General features: G+C 73.3%; 14 protein-coding genes and 2 pseudogenes. 5 read left to right on the forward strand and 11 right to left on the reverse strand.

Going from position 1 to position 19,722, the window contains the following annotated elements:
* Positions 1–68: 68 nt before the first annotated feature.
* Both ACFYW8_RS08125 and ACFYW8_RS08130 read right to left on the reverse strand, forming a co-directional pair.
* Positions 69–1,388 carry a copper amine oxidase gene (locus tag ACFYW8_RS08125; protein ID WP_365868676.1) on the reverse strand — a complete coding sequence of 440 codons (1,320 nt, stop codon included), beginning with the start codon at positions 1,386–1,388 and terminating at the stop codon, positions 69–71.
* A gap of 56 nt (positions 1,389–1,444) precedes the next feature.
* Entirely contained in the window at positions 1,445–2,257 is an 813-nt protein-coding gene (locus tag ACFYW8_RS08130; RefSeq protein ID WP_389069114.1) for a Tat pathway signal sequence domain protein, read from the reverse strand.
* Between the two features lie 178 nt (positions 2,258–2,435).
* Between ACFYW8_RS08130 and glgX the strand changes: the two genes are divergently transcribed.
* Positions 2,436–4,544 carry a glycogen debranching protein GlgX gene (gene glgX / locus ACFYW8_RS08135; RefSeq protein WP_389069117.1) on the forward strand — a complete coding sequence of 703 codons (2,109 nt, stop codon included), beginning with the start codon at positions 2,436–2,438 and terminating at the stop codon, positions 4,542–4,544.
* A 455-nt stretch (positions 4,545–4,999) separates the two neighbouring features.
* Positions 5,000–7,492 (forward strand): malto-oligosyltrehalose synthase, encoded by a 2,493-nt coding sequence (gene treY / locus ACFYW8_RS08140; protein ID WP_389069120.1) that lies wholly within the window; start codon positions 5,000–5,002, stop codon positions 7,490–7,492.
* Here treY and ACFYW8_RS08145 read toward each other — a convergent pair.
* Positions 7,452–8,543 carry a cytochrome P450 gene (locus ACFYW8_RS08145; protein WP_389069124.1) on the reverse strand — a complete coding sequence of 364 codons (1,092 nt, stop codon included), beginning with the start codon at positions 8,541–8,543 and terminating at the stop codon, positions 7,452–7,454. The genes treY and ACFYW8_RS08145 overlap by 41 nt on opposite strands.
* Before the next feature lie 656 nt (positions 8,544–9,199).
* Here ACFYW8_RS08145 and ACFYW8_RS08150 point away from each other — a divergent pair.
* On the forward strand, positions 9,200–10,450 hold the full coding sequence (locus ACFYW8_RS08150) for a M14 family zinc carboxypeptidase (protein WP_389069126.1): 1,251 nt from the start codon (positions 9,200–9,202) through the stop codon (positions 10,448–10,450).
* Between the two features lies 1 nt (position 10,451).
* Here the strand turns inward: ACFYW8_RS08150 and ACFYW8_RS08155 are convergent, their stop codons facing one another.
* From ACFYW8_RS08155 to ACFYW8_RS08165, 3 genes are all read right to left on the reverse strand, one after another.
* Positions 10,452–10,871 carry an SSI family serine proteinase inhibitor gene (locus tag ACFYW8_RS08155; protein ID WP_365868687.1) on the reverse strand — a complete coding sequence of 140 codons (420 nt, stop codon included), beginning with the start codon at positions 10,869–10,871 and terminating at the stop codon, positions 10,452–10,454.
* A complete protein-coding gene (locus ACFYW8_RS08160) occupies positions 10,868–12,193 on the reverse strand; it encodes a M14 family zinc carboxypeptidase (protein WP_389069615.1) in 1,326 nt (441 codons plus the stop codon). The genes ACFYW8_RS08155 and ACFYW8_RS08160 overlap by 4 nt, the downstream gene beginning before the upstream one ends.
* A 261-nt stretch (positions 12,194–12,454) precedes the next feature.
* Positions 12,455–13,021, reverse strand: a complete 567-nt coding sequence (locus ACFYW8_RS08165; protein WP_389069130.1) for an FHA domain-containing protein — start codon at positions 13,019–13,021, stop codon at positions 12,455–12,457.
* 193 nt (positions 13,022–13,214) lie between these two features.
* Between ACFYW8_RS08165 and treZ the strand changes: the two genes are divergently transcribed.
* Complete coding sequence (gene treZ / locus ACFYW8_RS08170; protein ID WP_389069132.1) at positions 13,215–14,960, forward strand: malto-oligosyltrehalose trehalohydrolase; 1,746 nt, start codon at positions 13,215–13,217, stop codon at positions 14,958–14,960.
* 162 nt (positions 14,961–15,122) lie between these two features.
* Here the strand turns inward: treZ and ACFYW8_RS08175 are convergent, their stop codons facing one another.
* The 5 genes and pseudogenes from ACFYW8_RS08175 to ACFYW8_RS08195 form a co-directional block, all read right to left on the reverse strand.
* Positions 15,123–16,061 carry an aminoglycoside phosphotransferase family protein gene (locus ACFYW8_RS08175; RefSeq protein ID WP_365868693.1) on the reverse strand — a complete coding sequence of 313 codons (939 nt, stop codon included), beginning with the start codon at positions 16,059–16,061 and terminating at the stop codon, positions 15,123–15,125.
* Between the two features lie 63 nt (positions 16,062–16,124).
* Positions 16,125–17,249, reverse strand: coding sequence for an aminopeptidase P family protein (locus ACFYW8_RS08180; protein WP_389069135.1), 1,125 nt, complete (start codon positions 17,247–17,249; stop codon positions 16,125–16,127).
* A gap of 94 nt (positions 17,250–17,343) precedes the next feature.
* Positions 17,344–17,964, reverse strand: a complete 621-nt coding sequence (locus ACFYW8_RS08185) for a LysE family translocator (protein WP_389069137.1) — start codon at positions 17,962–17,964, stop codon at positions 17,344–17,346.
* 119 nt (positions 17,965–18,083) lie between these two features.
* The gene (locus ACFYW8_RS08190) at positions 18,084–18,815 is read right to left on the reverse strand and encodes a PDZ domain-containing protein (protein WP_389069140.1); all 732 of its coding nucleotides are present in this window, start codon (positions 18,813–18,815) and stop codon (positions 18,084–18,086) included.
* 92 nt (positions 18,816–18,907) lie between these two features.
* A pseudogene (locus tag ACFYW8_RS08195) lies at positions 18,908–19,204 on the reverse strand (LysR substrate-binding domain-containing protein); the annotation flags it as partial.
* On the opposite strand from ACFYW8_RS08195, the pseudogene ACFYW8_RS08200 reads away from it, so the two are divergent.
* A pseudogene (locus tag ACFYW8_RS08200) lies at positions 19,188–19,484 on the forward strand (hypothetical protein); the annotation flags it as partial. The pseudogenes ACFYW8_RS08195 and ACFYW8_RS08200 overlap by 17 nt on opposite strands.
* Between the last annotated feature and the right edge of the window lie 238 nt (positions 19,485–19,722).

The raw sequence follows: 19,722 nt of genomic DNA on the forward strand, positions 1-19,722 counted from the left end.
TCAACGATCAAGGAAGGGTACTCCGGGAGCGGCGAGCGGTGCAGCCCGATGCACAGGTCGTTTCCCAACTACCTTGGTTCGACATGCCCGTTCTGGTTCGCCAGCTCCGGCGGAGTGAGCGGATTCATAGCGGTGACGTCACGCGGGGCGATGGAGAAACCCTGCCAGTGGACCGGCATCGGCTGCTGGTCCTCGTCCCGGGCGATGTGGTGGAAACCCACGTTGACCCAGACCACGGGGTGGGTGAGCGTCTGCCCGTCGACCCACTTGTCGACGGATGTGCCGTGTCCGGCACCGCAGTTGCGCAGGTTGTCGCTGGCGAACTGCTCGCACTTGTTGTACTCGGTGAAGTAGACGTCGTGCTTGGTGAAGGAACGGCCGAGGTACTTGGTGGTCGCGCCCGGGACGATCTCGTAACTGCGTGCGTGATTGTCCTTGTTCTTGCCGGAGTTGCTGACGATGCGCCACCAGCGCATGTTCTTGGCGTCGCCGGCGAGTTCCTTGGTGACCTTGGTGACCGTGGTCCTGTTGCTCGGCGCCTGGGCGCCGCGCGCGGGCGGGCTGACCGTGGAGTCGTACTGCTCGACCCTGCCCTTGGACGAGCCGTCCAGGCCGAAGTCGAGTCGCCAGAAGACGTTGTGGCTGTGGCTGGTGGCGTAGTCCTTCGCACCCTTGCCGAGCGGCCAGCCGCGGCCGTCGCCCGCGTCGTAGTCACCGGGCGAGAGGCTGCCGGTGGCGCCGATGTTCATGTTGAGGGTGCCGTCGTCCTGGAACCGCCACTCGGTGATGTACTCGTACCAGCCGACCTTGTTGACGGTGTAGACGAGCAGATCCTTGCCCTGCTTCTGGAAGACCTTGTTCCCGGTGTCGGCCTCCATCCGGTAGGCGTGGCCGCGTGAACGGGTCGTGGTGCACAGACCCTTGACGTTCGCGTGCTGCGGGTCCCAGGCGTCGGGGACCTTGACCGTCTTGATGGCCCCGCCGGGGCATTCGGCGGGGACCATGTCGACCAGGCCCTGGCCGAAGCCGGCGCCCGTCAGGTCGCTGTACTCGACCGAGCCGTCGTCGTAGGGCACGTCGATCTGGGCGAGCTTGGCGCTGTTGAGGACCTTGATCGGGTGCGCCTCGCCGGGGGGCTGGTAGGAGATGTTCTCCAGGACGAGCCCGGCCTCGCTCTCGTAGTGCCAGCACATCCGCCAGGTGGTGCCGGTGGCGAGCTTCTGTTCGATGCGATAGGCCGCGCTGCAGTCGGCGGGCGGGGCGGGAGCGGCCTTGGGCCGGGCGGCGGCTGCCGGACCCGCGGCGGTCGTCGCGCCGGCGGCCAGGGCGAGCACCGAAAGGCCCACCGCCGCCCGGCTGCGGGCACGGCTGTTTCTGTTGACGCGCATGAAGAGGTGACTCCTTGCGGAAAGCTGAAAGGGTGGGAAGGAGAGAAGGGCGGCGCTCAGCCGAGCTTGCCGACCCTGCGGGCACTCAGGTCGATCACCAGGTCACGGCTGTCGATCCAGGGCCCGTTCTTGACCTTCGGGAAGAGCCGTACGCACCGGTGCTCGCCGCAGGCGTCGAGGACGGCCGGCTGGGCGCCGGGCGTCGCGCGGTAGACCATGCTGTTGAGCACCAGCTGGCCGGGCGAGGTGAGTTCCTTGCCGGTGGCGTCCTTGAAGTCGGCCCTCAGGCCGGCGCCGAGCGGGTCGGCGATCAGCAGCTTGGCGGCCTCGGTCATCTCGTCGCGGCTGATCGGCGGCTGCACGCCGTGCTGGACACCCGTGTGCTCGACCTTCCCGGTGTCGAGGTCGACGGTCTTGGTGACGAGCGTGTCGTCCTTGTAGTCGTAGAACGTGACGTCGGCGCGGCGCGGCGCGTTCGGGTCGTCCAGTTCGGCCGTCTCGGGCTCGGCGAGGCCGACACCGATGCGCTGCGGTCCGCGAGCCCCCTCGACGTTCTGGCTGGAATCGAGGAGCTGCCGGTTCACCGCGAGCTGCTCGACGCGCTTCATCTCGTCGTCGGTCAGCGGGTCACGGCCCTTGCCCTTCTCCCCCTCGGCGGGCGCCCGCTCCACGACGCCGGGCCGTACCGCGCCGCCCTGCCCGTCCTGCGCCGCCTGCTGCGCGGTTCCGCCGGCCCCGAGGCCCCCGCCCGATTCGTCGGCCCCCGCCGACCCCGGAAGGGTGATACCGATCATCACGGCCGTCCCGGCGACCGCGATGGCCGCACCCGCCACCACCTTGCCCAGATGGCGGTGCACTATCTTGCGCACATTTCCCCCTACTCCCCCTATGTCATCAGGAGTCGCTTGAGTCCCACTGGTTCGGCATACGAGATATGCCTGGTCGCGGGGTAAGAGGGATGTAAGTCATAGGAGGTTCCATCACTTTCGGGGAGACTCGGCACGGACTCGCCCCCAGGGGCACGGCACTACTGGAAGAGTCATATCCATGCAGGTCTGGCCTGGCGAGGCGTATCCACTCGGTGCCACGTACGACGGCGCCGGTACCAATTTCGCGGTCTTCTCGGAGGCCGCCGACCGTATTGAGCTGTGTCTTCTGCACGACGACGGCTCGGAGACGGCCGTGGAACTGCGCGAGACCGACGCGTTCGTCCGGCACGCGTACCTGCCCGGCATCATGCCCGGACAGCGGTACGGCTTCCGGGTGCACGGGCGGTACGCGCCCGAGCGGGGGCAGCGCGCCAATTCCGCGAAGCTGCTGCTCGATCCGTACGCGAAGGCGATCTCCGGCGCCATCAAGTGGGGCGAGGAGGTGTACAGCTATCCGTTCGGGTCGCCCGACAAGCGCAACGACCTGGACTCGGCGCCGCACATGATGTCGTCCGTCGTGGTGAATCCGTACTTCGACTGGGGCGACGACCGGCGCCCCCGTACGGAGTACCACCACACCGTGCTCTACGAGGCCCACGTCAAGGGCCTCACGATGCGCCATCCGGCGCTTCCCGACGAACTGCGCGGCACGTACGCGGCGCTCGCCCACCCGGCAATCATCGAACACCTGACCGAACTGGGCGTCACGGCACTGGAACTGATGCCCGTACACCAGTTCGTCAACGACCACCGGCTGGTCGACATGGGCCTCAACAACTACTGGGGCTACAACACGATCGGCTTCTTCGCCCCGCACAACGCGTACGCCTCCTGGGGCGACCGGGGCCAGCAGGTCCTGGAGTTCAAGTCGGCCGTCCGGGCGCTGCACGAGGCGGGCATCGAGGTCATCCTCGACGTGGTCTACAACCACACGGCCGAAGGCAACCACCTGGGCCCGACGCTCTCCTTCAGGGGCCTCGACAACGCCTCGTACTACCGCCTGGCGGACGACCCCCGCTACTACATGGACACCACGGGGACCGGCAACTCGCTCCTGATGCGCTCCCCGCACGTGCTCCAGCTGATCATGGACTCGCTGCGCTACTGGGTCACCGAGATGCACGTGGACGGCTTCCGCTTCGACCTCGCGGCCACGCTGGCCCGGCAGTTCCACGAGGTGGACCGGCTGTCGTCGTTCTTCGACCTCGTCCAGCAGGACCCGGTGGTCTCCCAGGTGAAGCTGATCGCCGAGCCCTGGGACGTCGGCGAGGGCGGCTATCAGGTGGGCAACTTCCCGCCCCTGTGGACCGAGTGGAACGGCAAGTACCGCGACACGGTCCGCGACATGTGGCGCGGTGAGCCGCGCACGCTGGCCGAGTTCGCGTCCCGGCTGACCGGCTCGTCCGACCTGTACCAGGACGACGGACGCCGTCCGCTCGCCTCCATCAACTTCGTGACCTGCCACGACGGCTTCACGCTGCACGACCTCGTGTCGTACAACAACAAGCACAACCAGGCCAACGGCGAGGACAACCGCGACGGCGAGAGCCACAACCGTTCCTGGAACTGCGGCGCCGAGGGCGAGACGGACGACGAGGGTGTGCTGGCACTGCGGGGCCGGCAGCAGCGCAACTTCATCGCCACGCTGATGCTCTCCCAGGGCGTGCCCATGCTCAGCCACGGCGACGAGTTCGCGCGCTCCCAGGGCGGCAACAACAACGCGTACTGCCAGGACAGCGAGCTGGCCTGGGTGCCGTGGCCGGAGGACGGCTCCGAACTCCTCGACTTCACGCGCGCGATGGTGTGGCTGCGCAGGGACCATCCCGTGTTCCGGCGGCGGCGCTTCTTCCACGGACGGCCCGTCCAGGGCACCCACGACGAGCTCTCCGACATCGCGTGGTTCACCCCGGAGGGCCAGGAGATGACCCAGCGCGACTGGGGGTCCGCGCAGGCCAGGGCGCTGTCCGTCTTCCTCAACGGCAACGCGATCTCCGAGCCGGGCGCCCGCGGGGAGCGCATCGCCGACGACTCCTTCCTGCTGCTGTTCAACGCCTCCCCGAAGTCCCTGGACTTCGTCGTACCGGTCGACCACGGCCGCCAGTGGCAGGTCGTCGTCGACACGTCCCTCCCGGAGGGAATCGCCCCGGGTACGGGCGCGAAGGTCGAGGCCGGTGACCGGCTGACCCTGGTCGACCGGAGCATGACGGTGCTTCAGCGGCCCGCCTAGGGCGGTCCCTCTCCCGGACCCTCTCCCGCCGGTCACGCGCGTGGGCTTCCTCCGTGGGGCCCACGCGCGCGGGGCGTGGATCTCGTCGGCCGTGTCCTCCGCCGCGCCCGGCCGTCGGGCGCCCCGCCCGCGGGGCGGGGAAGGGCCGGTGCGGGGGCGGAGGAACGTTTCCGGTCCGGTTCGCGGCGGCGGGAGCGCCGTCGTCGGGCGCGCCCGCTCGGGCGTCAAGAGCCCGTCGTGCCACCGGAACGGCACGCGTGCGGACCCTGCCGTGGGCCCCCGCGCGCGGCCGGGGCGGAGGTGACTTTCCGCTCCGGTGCACGTCGTCGGGCGCGCCGTCGGCGGGACGCCCGCGCCGGCGCCGAAGCCGGCCGTACCGCCGGGACGGAACGCGTGCGGGCCAATCCGCGGGCACCGATGACAGGAAATCCCGCGGGGCGGGTACGTAGATGCGCATGACACCTGAGCGTCCCGAACCGGCGATCGCGCACTCGGTCGTACCCGGCCCGGTTGTTCCCGTCGTGCCGACCTCCACCTACCGGCTCCAGCTCCAGCCGCAGTTCCCCTTCCGGAGTGCCGAGGCGGCCGTGCCGTACCTGGCCTCGCTCGGCGTCTCCCACCTGCACCTGTCCCCTGTCCTGGAGGCCGTCCCCGGCTCGACGCACGGCTACGACGTGGTGGACCACGCGCGCGTGCGGGCCGAACTGGGCGGCGAGGAGGGTCTGCGCTCCCTGGCGCGCACCGCGCGGGCGCACGGCCTCGGCCTCGTCGTGGACATCGTGCCGAACCACATGGCCATGGCCCCGCGCCACAACCACGCCCTGTGGGAGGTGCTGCGCGAGGGCCCCGGGTCGCCGTACGCACGCTGGTTCGACATCGACTGGGACGCCCAGGGCGGCCGGATCCTGCTGCCGGTGCTCGGGGACCGCCTCGGCGCCGAGATCGGGCATCTGAAGGTCGACGGCGACATACTGCGCTACTACGACCATGTGTTCCCGCTGCGCGAGGGCACCGAGAAGCTGCCGCTGCCCCGGCTCCTCGACGCCCAGTGGTACCGCCCGGCGTGGTGGCGGCTGGCCCGCACCGAGCTCAACTACCGGCGCTTCTTCAGCATCTCGGAGCTCATCGGGGTGCGTGTCGAGGACCCGGAGGTGTTCGCGGCGACCCACGCGAAGATCCTGGAGCTCCTCCACGACGGGGTGATCGAGGGACTGCGTGTCGACCACCCGGACGGGCTGGCCGACCCGGACGCGTATCTGCGCCGGCTGCACGAGGCGACCGGAGGCCGCTGGACGGTGGTCGAGAAGATCCTCGCGGACGGCGAGCCGCTCCCGCCCGCGTGGCCCGTGGCGGGCACGACCGGCTACGACGCGCTGCGGCACGTCGACGGCCTCTTCACGGACGCGGCGGGCGCGAGCCGGCTGCTCGGCCGCTACCGGCGGTTCGCGGGGCCACAGGCCGACCGGGGCGGCCACTGGGAGAGCACGGTGCGCCGGGCGGCGTACAAGGTGGTCACCCACGAACTGGCCACGGAGGTCGAGCGCCTCACCCGCGAGGTGAGCGCGCTGTGCGCCGCGTCGCCCGACCCCGCCCTGCGCGACCACGCCCCCTGGGCCCTGGGCGCCGCGCTGCGGGAGCTCCTGGTCCGGCTGGAGGTGTACCGGCCCTATCCGTCCACGGACGCGTCCCAGGTGGTCACCGAGCGGGCCACGGCCGAGGCCAGGACGTCGTTCCGGGTGCCCGAGGAGGCGCATGCCGTGGACGTCGTACGGGACCTGGTGCTCGGGCGGGACGGGGACGCGGGCGGGCCCGGGGCGGCCGGGTTCCGGGCCCGGTTCGCGCAGACCTCGTCGGCGCTGCGGGCCAAGTCCGTGGAGGACACGGCGTTCTACCGCTATGTGCCGCTGCTGTCCGCGAACGAGGTGGGCGGCGATCCGGGGAGCCCCGCGGTGTCCCCGGAGGACTTCCACGCGTACTGCGCGCTCGTGCAGCGCGACCGGCCCGCCACCGGGACCGTCCTGTCGACCCACGACACGAAACGCAGCGCGGACGTGCGCGCCGCCGTGTCGGTGCTCACCCAGTGCCCGGAAGCCTGGTCCGACGTCCTGGCGGAGGTGACCCACGAGACGGGCGGGACGCCCGACCCGCAGGTGGCGTGGGCCGCGTGGCAGACGGTGTTCGGCCTCGGCCCGGCCACCGGGGAGGGCGGGGGCGCGGCCGGGCCGGGGGGCGAGCCGGAGGACGGGGGCGAGGCCTACGCGGAGCGGGTCCGGGACGCCCTGCTGAAGCACATCAGGGAGGCCGGGACACGCACCGCCTGGACCGAGCGGGATCCCTCGTACGAGGACGCGGTGGCGGCGTTCGTCACCGACGGGCCGTGCGGGCCTCCTGGGCGGCGTGTGGCCGCCCTGCGGGCCTCCCTGGCGCCGCATGTGCGGGCGAACGTCCTGGGGGCCGCCCTGGTCCATCTGACGATGCCCGGGGTGCCGGACGTGTACCAGGGCACCGAGGACGAGTACCGGGCACTGGTGGACCCGGACAACCGGGGTTCGTTCGCGCCGCGCGAGATGTCCGCGGAGAAGGTGACGCTCACGGCGGCCGCGCTGCGACTGCGCGCCCGGCGGCCCGACGTCTTCGGCGACGCGGCGACGTACGCGCCGCTGGCGGCCGAGGGTCCGGGCGCCGAGCACTGTGTGGCGTTCGTGCGGTCGGAAGAGGTGATCACGGCCGTCACCCGGCTGTCGCTGGGGCTGGCCGAGACGGGCGGGTGGCGCGACACCCGTCTCGCGCTCCCCGACGGGCGGTGGGCCGATGTGCTCTTCCCGGACTCGCCGGAGCGGGAGTTCACGGGCCACGCGCGCGTGGCGGACCTCTTCGGGAGGTCGCCCGTCGTGCTGCTGGAGCGCGTCAGCGCGGACACACCGGCAGGGTCCGGGGGGACCGGCTGATCAGACCCTCCGCGCGCGGGCGGGGTCCTGGGGCCCTGCGGAGGCCCGGCAGGACGGTCAGCAGGGCGCGCAACCCGCCCTCCGCCGTCAGCCGGGCCAGCGGCGCGCCGAGGCAGACGTGCCGTCCCGAGCCGTACGCGAGCTCGCCCGGGTCGGCGCGGAAGGCGTCGTAGCGGTCCGGGTCCGCGAACCGCGCCGGGTCGCGGCCCGCGGACCCGAGCAGACACGCCACGGTGGCGCCCTCGGGGATCGGTCCGATCGGTTCGAGCGCCCGGCGCGGCACGATCTGCAGCGGCGGATCGTGGCGCAGCGACTCGGCCCAGGCGACGCCCGTCAGCTCGGGGCGGGCACGGACCAGCTCCAACTGGCGGGGATGGTCGAGCAGGTTGGCGAGGAACGACGCCAGCGCGCGTGCGGTCGTCTCGCCGGCCGCTCCCAGCACCGTCCCGGCCAGGTCCGTCACGGCCTCGTCCGGCAGGGGGCGTCCGCCGGGCCGGGCGGCGCACAGCGCGGACAGCAGATCGTCACCGGGGTGGGCGCGGCGGCGGACGATGTGGGGGCGCAGATAGGCGGCGAGTGCGGGGCGGTGACCGCCGAGGTGGTCGAGTCCCGTGCGGCACCAGGCGTGCACGCGCGCGGTGTCCTCGTACGGCAGTCCGAGCGCGGCGACGACCGCGGCGGTGGGCAGCCACTGACAGAACTCGGCCACGAGGTCGGCCTCCTGACGGGACGCCAGGCGGCGGGCGAGGACGTGCGCGGTGCGTTCGACGCCCGCCGCCAGGGCGGCCGACGCGCGCTCCCCGAGCACCGAGGACACGAGGGTCCGGTACGCACCGCGCGTGCCGTCCTCCCGGCGGGCGAGTGCGGGTCCGGGCGATGGCGCGGCCAGCCGCGGATCCGCGAGCGCGGCACGCACATCGGCGTATCTGCTGATCAGCCAGGCGCCGAACGGCGCGTCGTACACCAGGGGGAGGTTTCCGCGAAGGGTGCGGTACAGCGGGTGGGGATCGCGCTCGGTGCCCGGATCGAGCAGGCTCGGCGGAGCGGTCACGCGCGCGTACGGCACAGGCGACGGCGCGTACGCCACGTCCGCCCCGGGACACGGCGGCACCGGCGGGCTCACCCGCGCGGGACACCCCGGTACGGGGGTCGGAGCCGGGCTCGCGAGGAGTGGGTACGGCGCGCCCCGGCCGGGCGGGGACGGCTCGTCCGAGGCGGGCGGCGACGTCCATGGGCCCGTGGCGGGTGGGGGTGGCTGCGGGACCACGACCGGTGGGCCCGGCCGTGTCGCCGCCGGGCCGCCTTCGCCGGGAAGGCCGTGAGGACACAGCACCGCGGGCCACCACCTCGGGTCTGCGCGCCGGACCCGCGCGCGGTTGTTCCGAGTCGACCACCGACCGCCCTGGACCGCAGCGCCCGTACACCCGTACGGGTGAATCGTGTATATCGCCCAGGCGCGCCCGCCCGTGACGCGCGCGTACGCCAAGTCACCCACTTCCGGGCGCCCGTTCCAAGGCCCCCGTCAGGATTCTCCGCAGGCCTGCGGCACGCGGTCCGATCCGGACGGGCCGGCTCGCGCACCCGCCACCGCCCGTTGCCAGGGGAAAGCGCCACCCGGCGCCCCTCGCAGCCGCTCCGTCGCGTCCTTGACAGTTCCCCGAGACCGTGGAGTACTGCCAAAAGCGACGCAGGGCGGACAAGTCGGGGGTGAGTCACCTGCCGGAGTTGCGCTACCCCAGTGTGACCGAAATCGTCTCGTCCGCCTGGGCGTTGGCGGCCCACCGACCCGACCTGTGTGTCCTCAGACAAGTCGGCGCCTCCCGCGCGGGCAGGCCCCTCCACCTGCTGTCCCTCGGCCACGCCCGGCGCGCGGTCCTTGTCGTGGCCGGGGCCCACGCCAACGAGCCGACGGGCGGTTCGACGCTGCTGTCCTTGGCCGAACGCGTTCTGCGTCAGCGGGAGTTGCGCCGGGACACCTCCTGGCACTTTCTGCTCTGCGCGGACCCCGACGGGGCGAGCCTTCATGTGACGCCCGCGCCGCGGACCCTGCTCGAGTACCACCTGGGTTTCTTCCGTCCGGCCGGACCCGAGCAGCCGGAGTGGTCGCCCTCCGTCCTGCCGCCCGACCGGCTGCCGCCGGAGACCCGCGCGCTGACCCGGGTCATCGACGAAGTGCGGCCCTACCTCCAGGTGACGCTGCACGGGACCGATCTCGGCGGCAGCTGGGTGCAGTTGACCAAGGACATCCCGGGCCTCGCGGAGCCGTTCGCCAAGTCCGCGGCGGAGCTGCGCATCCCGGTCGAGACGGCCGCGTCGGACGCCGCGGGCTGGCCCGCCTCCGGGCCCGGGGTGCATGTGATGCCGGCCCCCGGCTCGGACACGGCGTACCCGAGCATGCCGGACGACGCCCGGCACAGCACCTGGTACCACGCCCACCGGTACGGCGGTCTGACCGCTGTCGTGGAAGTGCCGATGTGGGCCAGCGAGTTGGTGGACGATCCGGCGCCGCACCCCGACCCCGCGGCGGCGATGCGGGGCCTGGCACACCGGCTGCTGGCGGACGCGTACCAGGTGGAGGCGGTGCTCGGACGGGCCCTGCCCCGGCTGCGGGGACCCGACGGGCCCCTTCTACGGGCCGCGAAATGGGCGCTGGCGCTGGTTCCGGGGCTCGCCGCGGACTGGTCGCAGTCGCCCCCCGTGGACACGACGATCGCGTACGTGGGCAGTGTCGACGCGTTCGGCAGGCGGATCCCGCTGCGCGCCGCCTCGATGCTGCTGCGGGTGCTCCGCGAGGCCGACGACCGCGAGGCGCCCCAACTCGAACAGCTGGTCGCCGGCTGGAGCGACGCCTTCGCCGAACGCTTCCGCGCACGCTGGGTGCCGCTGGAGAACCAGGTCGAGCACCAGGCCCGTACGGTCGTGGCGGCCGCCCGTCACGCGCGCGACGACGCCGCCTGAGTCAGCCCGACAGGTCGAACACCGCACCCGTCTCGGCGTCCATCACGCAGGAGTTCGAGAAAGCGTGCGTGTAGTCGACCCGGCGGCCGTCCCATTCGCCGTAGGCCGACGCGGTCACCGGTGCGTAGAGCATCGGGCAGACGGCGCCGGACCGGCGCGGGATACGGCCGATGTCGCCCCCGGCGGAGGCGAGTTGACGGCAGGCCCGCGCCGCGTGGGCATGGCCCCGGGGCGGGTCGCAGAACAGCAGGACGCCTTGGGTGTCGCCGGAACGGGCATCGCCCCGGGTGACGGCGAGACGGAGCCAGTTGCCGGGCAGGACGTGCCGGGGTGCCGCGTGGGCCGCCGGAGCGGCGCCCGCCAGCAGGAGCGCGAGCGGGAGGAGCAGTCCGGCGCGGATCGCTTGGAGCGTTTTCGTCATTCCTGGTGTATCGGCACCGTGGCCTGCGCGGTCCAGCCGGAGTCACTCGAACGGGAGCGCGTGCTCGCGCCGCGCCCGGCGAGTTCGAACGCGGCGAGCACCACGCGCGCCTGGTATTCGACCTGGCGTGCGACCGGTATCCAGCGCGCCCCGCACCCGTCGCGGTAGTCGGCGCACCACGCGTCGATCAGCCGGTCGAGCTCGGGCAGCACGTCGCACGGGTCGTGCCCGGAGCCGGTGACCAGTTGGTGCAGCAGTCCGGCCGTGCGCAGCGCGACCCGTCGCCCGGCGAGGCGCAGGGCTGTCAGCCGGGCGGTGTCCAACGGCGGCAGGGCGCGCGTCCCGGCGTCCCGCACGTCGGGGTCCCAGGAGTCGGCGAGTCCGGGGCCGACCAGTAAATAGTCGTCGACGGGCGCGAGCAGACGGGTCACGTCGGGCGAGCTGCCGAGGCCGGGCCGGACCCGGGCCAGGATGTCCGCCAGGACCCCCGTGTCGTGCCGCAGAGTGCGGCTGACGGAACGCAGCACCGCGTCGGGATCGGCGGGGCGCGCCGGGTCCTCGACGGCGCCGACACCCCACATGGGTGCCTCGACGATCGCGGTGACCGTGCCGTACGGCTGCGGGTGGAACCAGGTGGAATCGACCGCGGCCTCCGTGATGGCGGCGGCCAGGTCTCCTGCGCGCGGCGGCGGGACCCGGTAGACGGCGGGCCCGAGCTTCGGCCAGTACAGGGTGTCGTACGGGCCGAGTTCGCGCGGGATGCCGAGGCGGGCCGCGCTGTGCGCGACGCGCTGGGCGAGGCCGGGCAGGTCGCGGGTCAGCTCGACGAAGGCGCCGCCCACGTCGACGCCGTGCAGGGAGCACTGGAGGAACGGCCTCAGTTCGTCCTGGAGGCCGAGCAGGACGCGGGTCTCCGGCAGGACGGCGGCGTCCGCGCCCTCGGGCAGCCATTCGGGCTGTTCCAGGAAGCCGGGCCGGAAGAAGTTCCGGAAGTAGTGGCCTAGCGTGTACGGGCCGCGGAGCCAGCCCTCGTTGCGGCGGGAGCCGTCGGGGTCGAGGCAGAGCAGCAGGTTCCACGTGGCGTCCGCGCCCTCGGTCAGCCGGGGGTCGGCGAGCGCCCGTTCGGCCAGCCGCAGGACCGTGGCACCGCCCACCGGTTCGTTGGCGTGCGGTCCGGCGACGACGAGGACCTGACGGCTGCCGTGTCCGACGGTCAGGAGCAGCAGGGGTGTGCCGGCCCGGGAGGTGCCCACGCGGCGCAGCCGGGCGCTGTCGGGACTCCGGGCGACGAGCGCGGCGGCACGGACGCCGAGTTCGTCCACGGTCGCGTAGCGGCGGAGGGGCGGCAGAGCACACCTCCACTCGGACGGCACCGTCGGTTCACCTGATGTGCATGACGTACGCACAGTCAGTCACGGTCGAGGGGGTACGTCAACACCGCGGGACGCGGAGGATGTTGCGGGGACCGACGGGCGAACCCGGGACCGGCCGCGGTCAGCGGGGCGGCCGGGACTCCTCGGCCGTGCCCGGGACCGGCCACCGGGACACCGGTTCTCCTCGGCCGTGCCGCGTCGCGCCGCGGCTCAGTCCGAGGCGAGGCGGAACATCATCCGGCCGAAGCCGATCTGGTCGCCGTCCTTCACGACGGACGCGCCGATGACGCGCCGTCCGTTGACGGTCGTGCCGTTGGTCGAGCCGAGGTCGCGCAGCACCCACACGCCGCCCTGCCGGCGCAGTTCGGCGTGCACCCGGGACACCGTCTCGTGGTTGAGGCGCAGTCCGCTGGCCGGGTCGCGGCCGATGCGCAGCGGGTGGAGGCTGCCGACGTCGGGCAGCTGCAGCTTGGGCAGCCGCTCGGCCTGCCAGGCCCTGCGCAGCCGCACCGTGAAGCCGGAGACGGCCTCCACGGTGCCGAACACCGCTTTCGACCAGCGGGGCCCGGCGGGCTCGTCGCCGGTGGGCAGGTCGGCGGTGAGCACGGCGAGTTCCTCGGACCGGCGGGCCGACAGCGCCAGCTCCATGCGGCGGATGAACGTGTCGTGCGAGAGACGGCCGAGGGCGGCGCCGTCGCGGAGGGACTTGAGCGCCCGGTCGCGCTCCGCGTCGGACAGCCGCGCGGGGTACGGGTGGAACTCGAAGGACGACGTCACGCTCGTGATTGTCGGCCAGTAATTACGGGGTGTCCAGAAGACCCTGAAACGGCTGGTGGGGCCGAGTGCGGCCGTTCGCGCGACCGAAGCGCGACGAACACGCGGCAAAAGGGTGGATCCCGAAGCGAATTGATCTCCTGTGGAGCACCATGGACGGGCTATGTCACGGCGAGCTGACGAGGGGGAACCGGCTGTGCGATTCGAGTTGTGGGCACCGCGGGCGGAGCGGGCGACACTCCATTGCGCTGGTGTCACCAGTGCGTTGGACCGCGATCCCGAGCGTGCCGGATGGTGGACGGGCGAGGTGGACGCGCCGGACGGCACGCGGTACGGGTTCGCGGTGGACGACGGTCCCGTCCTGCCCGATCCGCGCTCGCGCCGACAGCCCGACGGCCCCGACGGACCGAGCGCCGTGGTCGACCAGGGGCGGTACACGTGGCGCGCCGACTGGCCCGGACGCGCTCTGCCGGGCGCGGTCCTCTACGAGCTCCACGTGGGTACGTACACGCCCGAGGGCACACTGGACGCGGCGGCGGACCGGCTCGGGCATCTGGCCGAACTGGGCGTCACGCACGTCGAGTTGATGCCGCTATGCCCGTTCCCCGGCCGGCACGGCTGGGGGTACGAGGGTGTCTCCCCGTGGGCCGTGCACGAGCCGTACGGCGGTCCCGAGGCGCTGAAGCGTTTTGTCGACCGGGCGCACGGACTCGGCCTGGGAGTGGTCCTCGACGTCGTGCACAACCACCTGGGCCCGTCCGGCAATCATCTGCCCGCGTTCGGGCCCTACTTCACGGACACCCATCAGACGCCCTGGGGCTCGGCGGTGAACCTCGACGCGCCCGGCTCGGACGAGGTGCGCGCGTACCTCGTCGGCAGCGCGCTGGCGTGGCTGCGCGACTACCGGATCGACGGACTGCGCCTGGACGCGGTGCACGCGCTGCGGGACACCCGTGCCCTGCACTTCCTGGAGGAGTTGTCGACGGCCGTGGACGCGCTCGCCGCCGATCTGGACCGGCCGCTCTTCCTGATCGCCGAGTCGGATCTCAACGACCCCCGGCTCATCACCTCCCGCGAGGAGGGCGGTCTCGGGCTGCACGCCCAGTGGAACGACGACTTCCACCACGCGCTGCACACCACGCTGACCGGCGAGGCGCAGGGCTACTACGCGGACTTCGCGCAGGCCCCGCTCACGGCGCTGAGCAAGACGCTGACGTCGGGCTACTTCCACAACGGCACGTACTCCAGCTTCCGCGGGCGGCACCACGGCCGCCCGCTCGACCGTGCGCGGGTCTCGGCGCAGCGGCTGCTCGGCTACACGCAGACCCACGACCAGATCGGCAACCGCGCCCAGGGCGACCGGCTCTCGGCCTCCCTCTCCCCCGGTCTGCTGGCCTGCGCCGCCGCGCTGACGCTCACCGCGCCGTTCACGCCGATGCTCTTCATGGGCGAGGAGTGGGGTGCCGGGACGCCCTGGCAGTTCTTCACCGACCACACCGACCCCGAGCTCGCGGAGGCCGTACGGCGTGGCAGGCGGCGGGAGTTCGCGGCGCACGGCTGGGCCGAGGAGGACGTGCCCGACCCGCAGGACCCGGCGACCCGGGACCGCTCCTGCCTCGACTGGTCGGAGCCCGGAGCGGCCCCGCACGCGCGCGTGCTGGCCTGGTACCGCGAACTGATCGCCCTGCGCCACCGCCAGGCCGACCTCTCGGACCCCGATCTCGCGGCGGTCAGGGTCGTCCACGATGCCGGGGCCCGCTGGCTCGCGCTCCGGCGCGGGGACGTCCGGGTCGCCGTGAACCTCTCCGAGGACCCGGCGGCGATTCCCCTGGGCATCCGCCGCGCGCGCGTCCTCGCGGCCTGGGATCCGGTCGAGGCGCCGGGCCCGGACGGGGTGCTGAACGTACCGGGCGAGTCGTGCGTGGTGCTGACCCAGGCGTGAGGTCCTGGCCGGTACGCGGAGGACGCTCACCGGGGGACGGAGGGCGATCGCCGGGAACGGGGGGCGATCGGCCTCGGTCGGGGGCGACCGGCCGCACGCGGAAGGCGCCGACCGGTCCGCGGCCGGCCGTCCGCCGCACGCCGGGGACGGCCGGCCGCGCGCCTACGGTGCCTCGTCCGGTCCGTCCCGCAGGTCCGTGACCCGCTCCAGCAGGATCGACTCCCAGGCGTGCGCCAACCGTGTTTCCAGGAGCGAGAGTTCACCTTCGTCACGGCCACGCCGGTGTTCGGCGAGCCGGATGACGGTGTCGCAGCGGGCGAGCCACAGACCGCGCAGGCAGGGGCGGGCGCCGTATCCGGCGAGGGTGGCGGCGCGTACGGCCGCGGGGGCGCCGACGGCGACGGCGAGCCCGGCGATGTCCTCGGCCGGATCGCCGGTCACCGCGTCGGTCCAGCCGAGAACGCCCCGCACCCGCCCGTCGGGGCTGACCACGAGGTGATCACCCAAGAGGTTGTGGTGCACGAGCACCGCGGCTCCGGTCGTCGCGCCGAGCTGGACGGCGGCGGGCGCGGCGAGCTGGTCGAACCGCGCGGGGTCGAACTCCTCGGCGGGGAGCCGCTCCGCGGCCCGTACGGCGGCGGCCCGCAGAGCCTCCAGGGACCGCGGCGGGGTGCGCGGCACCCCGAGTGTCTCGGCCTGGCGTACGGGGACCTCGCGCAGCCCGGTCAGCAGCCCCGCCAGGTCGGCCTCACCGAGCGCCGAGACGGCCTGCTCCTCGCCGGAGACGCCGGGCACCTTGGTGTCCAGCGTGTAGTTCAGTCCGCTCGCCCACTCGCCCCGCGCGACACTCACGGGGACGGCGACCCCGACGTGCGGGCGGATCAGATCGCGCAGCCGCAGCTCACGGCGCTGCCGCAGGGATGCCTCGCCGTCCCGGGCGAGCCGCAGCACATGGCGCCGGCCCACCCACCAGGTGGAGCGCCCGCCCCCCTCGGCGACGGGCCGCACATCGGGCCCCGGGCCCGGTGCGGCGTCGTCGGCGAGCAGGGAGAGGACCAGCCGGCGGACGGTCTCCGGGGTCGGTGTCGGTGGCTCGTTCATGGTCGCGCCCTTGTCGTCCGGGTGCCGGGGCGAAGCGGTTGCCGCGCGGTCGGTGGGCGCGCGTCAGTCGACGATCACCATCTCGCGGGTCGTGGTGTTGAGCCGGCGCCCGCCGTCCTCGGTCACCGTGACGATGTCCTCGATGCGGACGCCGAAGCGGCCGGGCAGATAGATGCCCGGCTCCACGGAGAAGCACATGCCGGGGACCAGGGGCTGCTCCTCGCCCTCGACCATGTAGGGCGGTTCGTGGGTGGTGACGCCGATGCCGTGCCCGGTGCGGTGGATGAAGTACTCGCCGTACCCGGAGTCCTTGATGACGGCTCGCGCGGCGCGGTCGATGTCCTGGCAGGCGACCCCGGGGCGCACGGCACGGAAGCCGGCCTCCTGGGCCTCGCGCACGATGTCGTGCACCTTGCGTTCCTCCTCGTCCGGCTCGCCGACGTGGACCGTGCGGGAGGTGTCGGAGCCGTAGCCGTCCTTGAGACCGCCGAAGTCCAGGACCACCATGTCGCCCTGCTCGATGACGCGTTCGTCGGCCTCGTGGTGCGGGTTGGCTCCGTTGGGGCCCGAGGCGACGATGGTGAAATCGACCTGGGAGTGCCCGAACCGGCGCAGCAGATCGGCGAGTTCACGGGAGACCTCCGACTCCCTGCGGTCCGCGAAACGGACCTTCCGGATCTCCTCGAACGCCTCGTCCGCCGCGGCTCCGGCGGCCGCGAGCCGCTCCAGTTCGGCCGCGTCCTTGACGGCCCTGAGCATCGGCAGGGCGTCGGTGAGCGCGGTGTAGCGGCTGTCGGGAAGCCGCTTCTGGAGGCCGAGCAGGTGCAGGGCCCAGCCGTTGTCGCTGATGCCGAAGTGGCCGGCGCGGTCCAGGAGGGGCGCGGCCGCCGCGTAGGGGTCGGTGCCGTCGGTCCAGTCGTGGAGGGTCAGCGCGGGCGCGCCGGCCGACTTGGCCGCGTCGGGCGCCTCCAGGGTGGGCACGACGAGGGCCGGGTCCTGTCCTGGCCGCAGCACCAGCAGGGTGAGCCGCTCGGTCTCCACCGGGCGGTACCCGGTCAGCCACACCAGGTCGGGCCCCGGCGCCACCAGGACGCCGTCGAGCCCGGCCTCGGCCGCGGCCTCGGCGGCGCGCCGCATACGGGCCTCGTAGTCGTCGGCGGTGAAGGGCGCGGGTGTGGCGGCGGTCATCCTTGCCTCCGTGTGTCCGGAGTTCCCCAGGGGGCTACGGCAGCATCCTGCCCGTCCGGTCGGGCGCGCGCGAGCCGGTCACGGCCGCCGCAGGTCAGCCCTCCAGTGCCAGACGGGCTCCGAGGAGCAGCAGAACCCCTCCGGAGACCTGTTCCAGACGCCGACGGACGCCCGCCCGGGACAGGACGGTCCTCATCCGGCCGACGAACCACACGTAGAGGCCGTAGTAGCCCACCTCGTAGAGCGCCCAGATCGCGGCGAGGCCGAGCATGGCGGGCAGGTGCGGGGCGCCCGCGGGCACGAACTGCGGCAGGAAGGACATCGCGAAGACGGCCGCCTTCGGGTTGGCGAGGTTGAGCAGCAGCCCGCCGCGGTAGGACGCCCAGTCGCTCTTCTCGGCGCCCTCCCAGCCGCCGTCACCGGCCCCCTTCGGGTGACGCGCCTGCCACAGGGTCTGGACGCCGAAGCCGACGAGCACGACGGCACCGGCGATCCGCATCACGCCGTACGCCATCTCGGAGGCGGCGAGCAGCGCGGTGAGTCCGAACGCGGCGACGGCGCCCCACAGGAAGACGCCCGTCTCGTTGCCGAGCACGGTCAGGAAGCCGGACCGCCTGCTGCCCAGGGACCGTTTGATGATCAGCACGGTGCTCGGTCCGGGTGAGGCCGCGATCAGGGTGCAGGCGCCGAGGAAGGCGACGAGGGTGCTCAGCATGCGGCCATCGTGACGGGCCGGGGCTCGGTTGACCAGCCCCTTTTCCCCGCGCCCGGCAGAACCGGGAGGCGCGCCCCGGCGCGGCCGGGCACGCGAACGGGGTGAGCGGTCGGGTCGCCTCAGGTCACGACGCCCGGGATCGCGGACAGGTGCCGGCGGCTGCCGTTCGCGTGACGTACGCGAAGGGTGACCTCCCTGCCCGGCCGCGCGGCCGCCACGGCGCGCGCGAGGTCGGCGGCCGAGGTGACGCCGGTCCCGTCGACGGCGAGCAGGACGTCTCCGCGTACCAGGCCCGCGGTGCGGCCGGGACCGGGGATGTGCACGGCGACGATCAGCGCGCCCGCGCCGTCCGGGGCGTCGACGGCCTCGACCCCGAGGGTCCCGCGTACGGCTTGCCGTTCGGACGCCCCCGACAGGATCGGGCTGCCGGTGCCGGACTCCGTCGTGGAGCCTCCGGACGACGACGCCAGGGAACCGTCGGGCCGCGGCACCGACGAGCCACCTGGCCGCGGCGCTCCGGAGCCGTCGGAGGGCCGGTGTGCGTACCCGGCCGCACCGTCCCGCTTCTGAAGGTCCGCCAGTCTGCTCAGGCCGATCACGCTCGCGCCCACCGTGCCGAGCCCCACCCCGGACAGGACGAGGACCGACCCGACGAACAGCCCGAACAGCAGGTTGACCAGCCGCCTGCCGCGGCGCCGCGAGGCGTGCGGGCGCCGGGTTCCGCAGGACGGACCGGTGCCGTCGGACGGGCGGTCACCGTCGGACGGACGCGCGCCGCCGCCCGGACGGTCGCCGCCGCTGCCCGGGTTCTGACCGGGCATCGGCTTGGGACGCAACGCGGTCTGTTCCATGAGTCGCCTCCGGCAGATGTTCTACGGACCGCCTTCGGCTCCTGCTTTACCCCGCGCTCCGGCGCGCGACGATTCCCGAACGAGTGAGACTGTCATCCTCGTTCGAGAACCCGGTCCGCCAGGGCCGCCGCCGCTCCGCGCGGCGATCCGCCGTGCACGAGCTCCGTACGGTGCACGAGCCGGGGCGCGACGAGCGGCACGGCGACCCCTCCGGGCACGCCGGTGGCGGCGGTGCGCGGCAGCAGGGTGAGGCCGTGGCCGGCGGCGGCCAGGGCGGTCAGGGTACGGAGGTCGGTGCCCTCGTACCGCAGGGCAGGACGGAATCCGCCACCACCGCTCGCGGCCCAGAGCTGGTCCAGCGGCAGGCCCGCGCCGGGCTCGCTCGCCCAGTCGGTGATCGGCTCCGAGCGGACCGTCGAGCGCTACTTCTGCTCCTACGGGCCGTCGCGCCGCCTCGACACGCTGCACGCCCACGGGCTCCGCTTCAGCGGGCACGACGAGGACGGTCACGTCAGGATCGCGGAACTCCCCGGCCATCCGTTCTTCCTGGCCACCCTGTTCCAGCCGGAGCTGTCCGGGGACGGCTCACGCCCGCACCCGGTCCTGCGGGCGCTGGCACGCGCCGCGGTCGCCCACGCCGGACTCGCGCCGTCGGGCGGACCGGCCTGAGCCGCCCGGAGGCCGGCGAACCACGGCTCGCCGCCGTGCCCGTGGGACCGCGCGGTCCGGCGGAGGAGGCCCGCGAGGTCACGGAGGCCGCCACGGCGCTCCTTTCGGAACTCTCCGGGGCGGGCCGCCGCCGGGTCCGGCGGTGACTCTGACTCCGGCTCACGCTTCCGCTCCCGCCGAAGGCGTGCGCGGTGTGCGGACGGCGGAAGCGGGGGCCGACCGGCCCGCGCGTGGACGG

Source organism: Streptomyces sp. NPDC002742 (genome assembly GCF_042888885.1).
GTDB lineage: Bacteria > Actinomycetota > Actinomycetes > Streptomycetales > Streptomycetaceae > Streptomyces.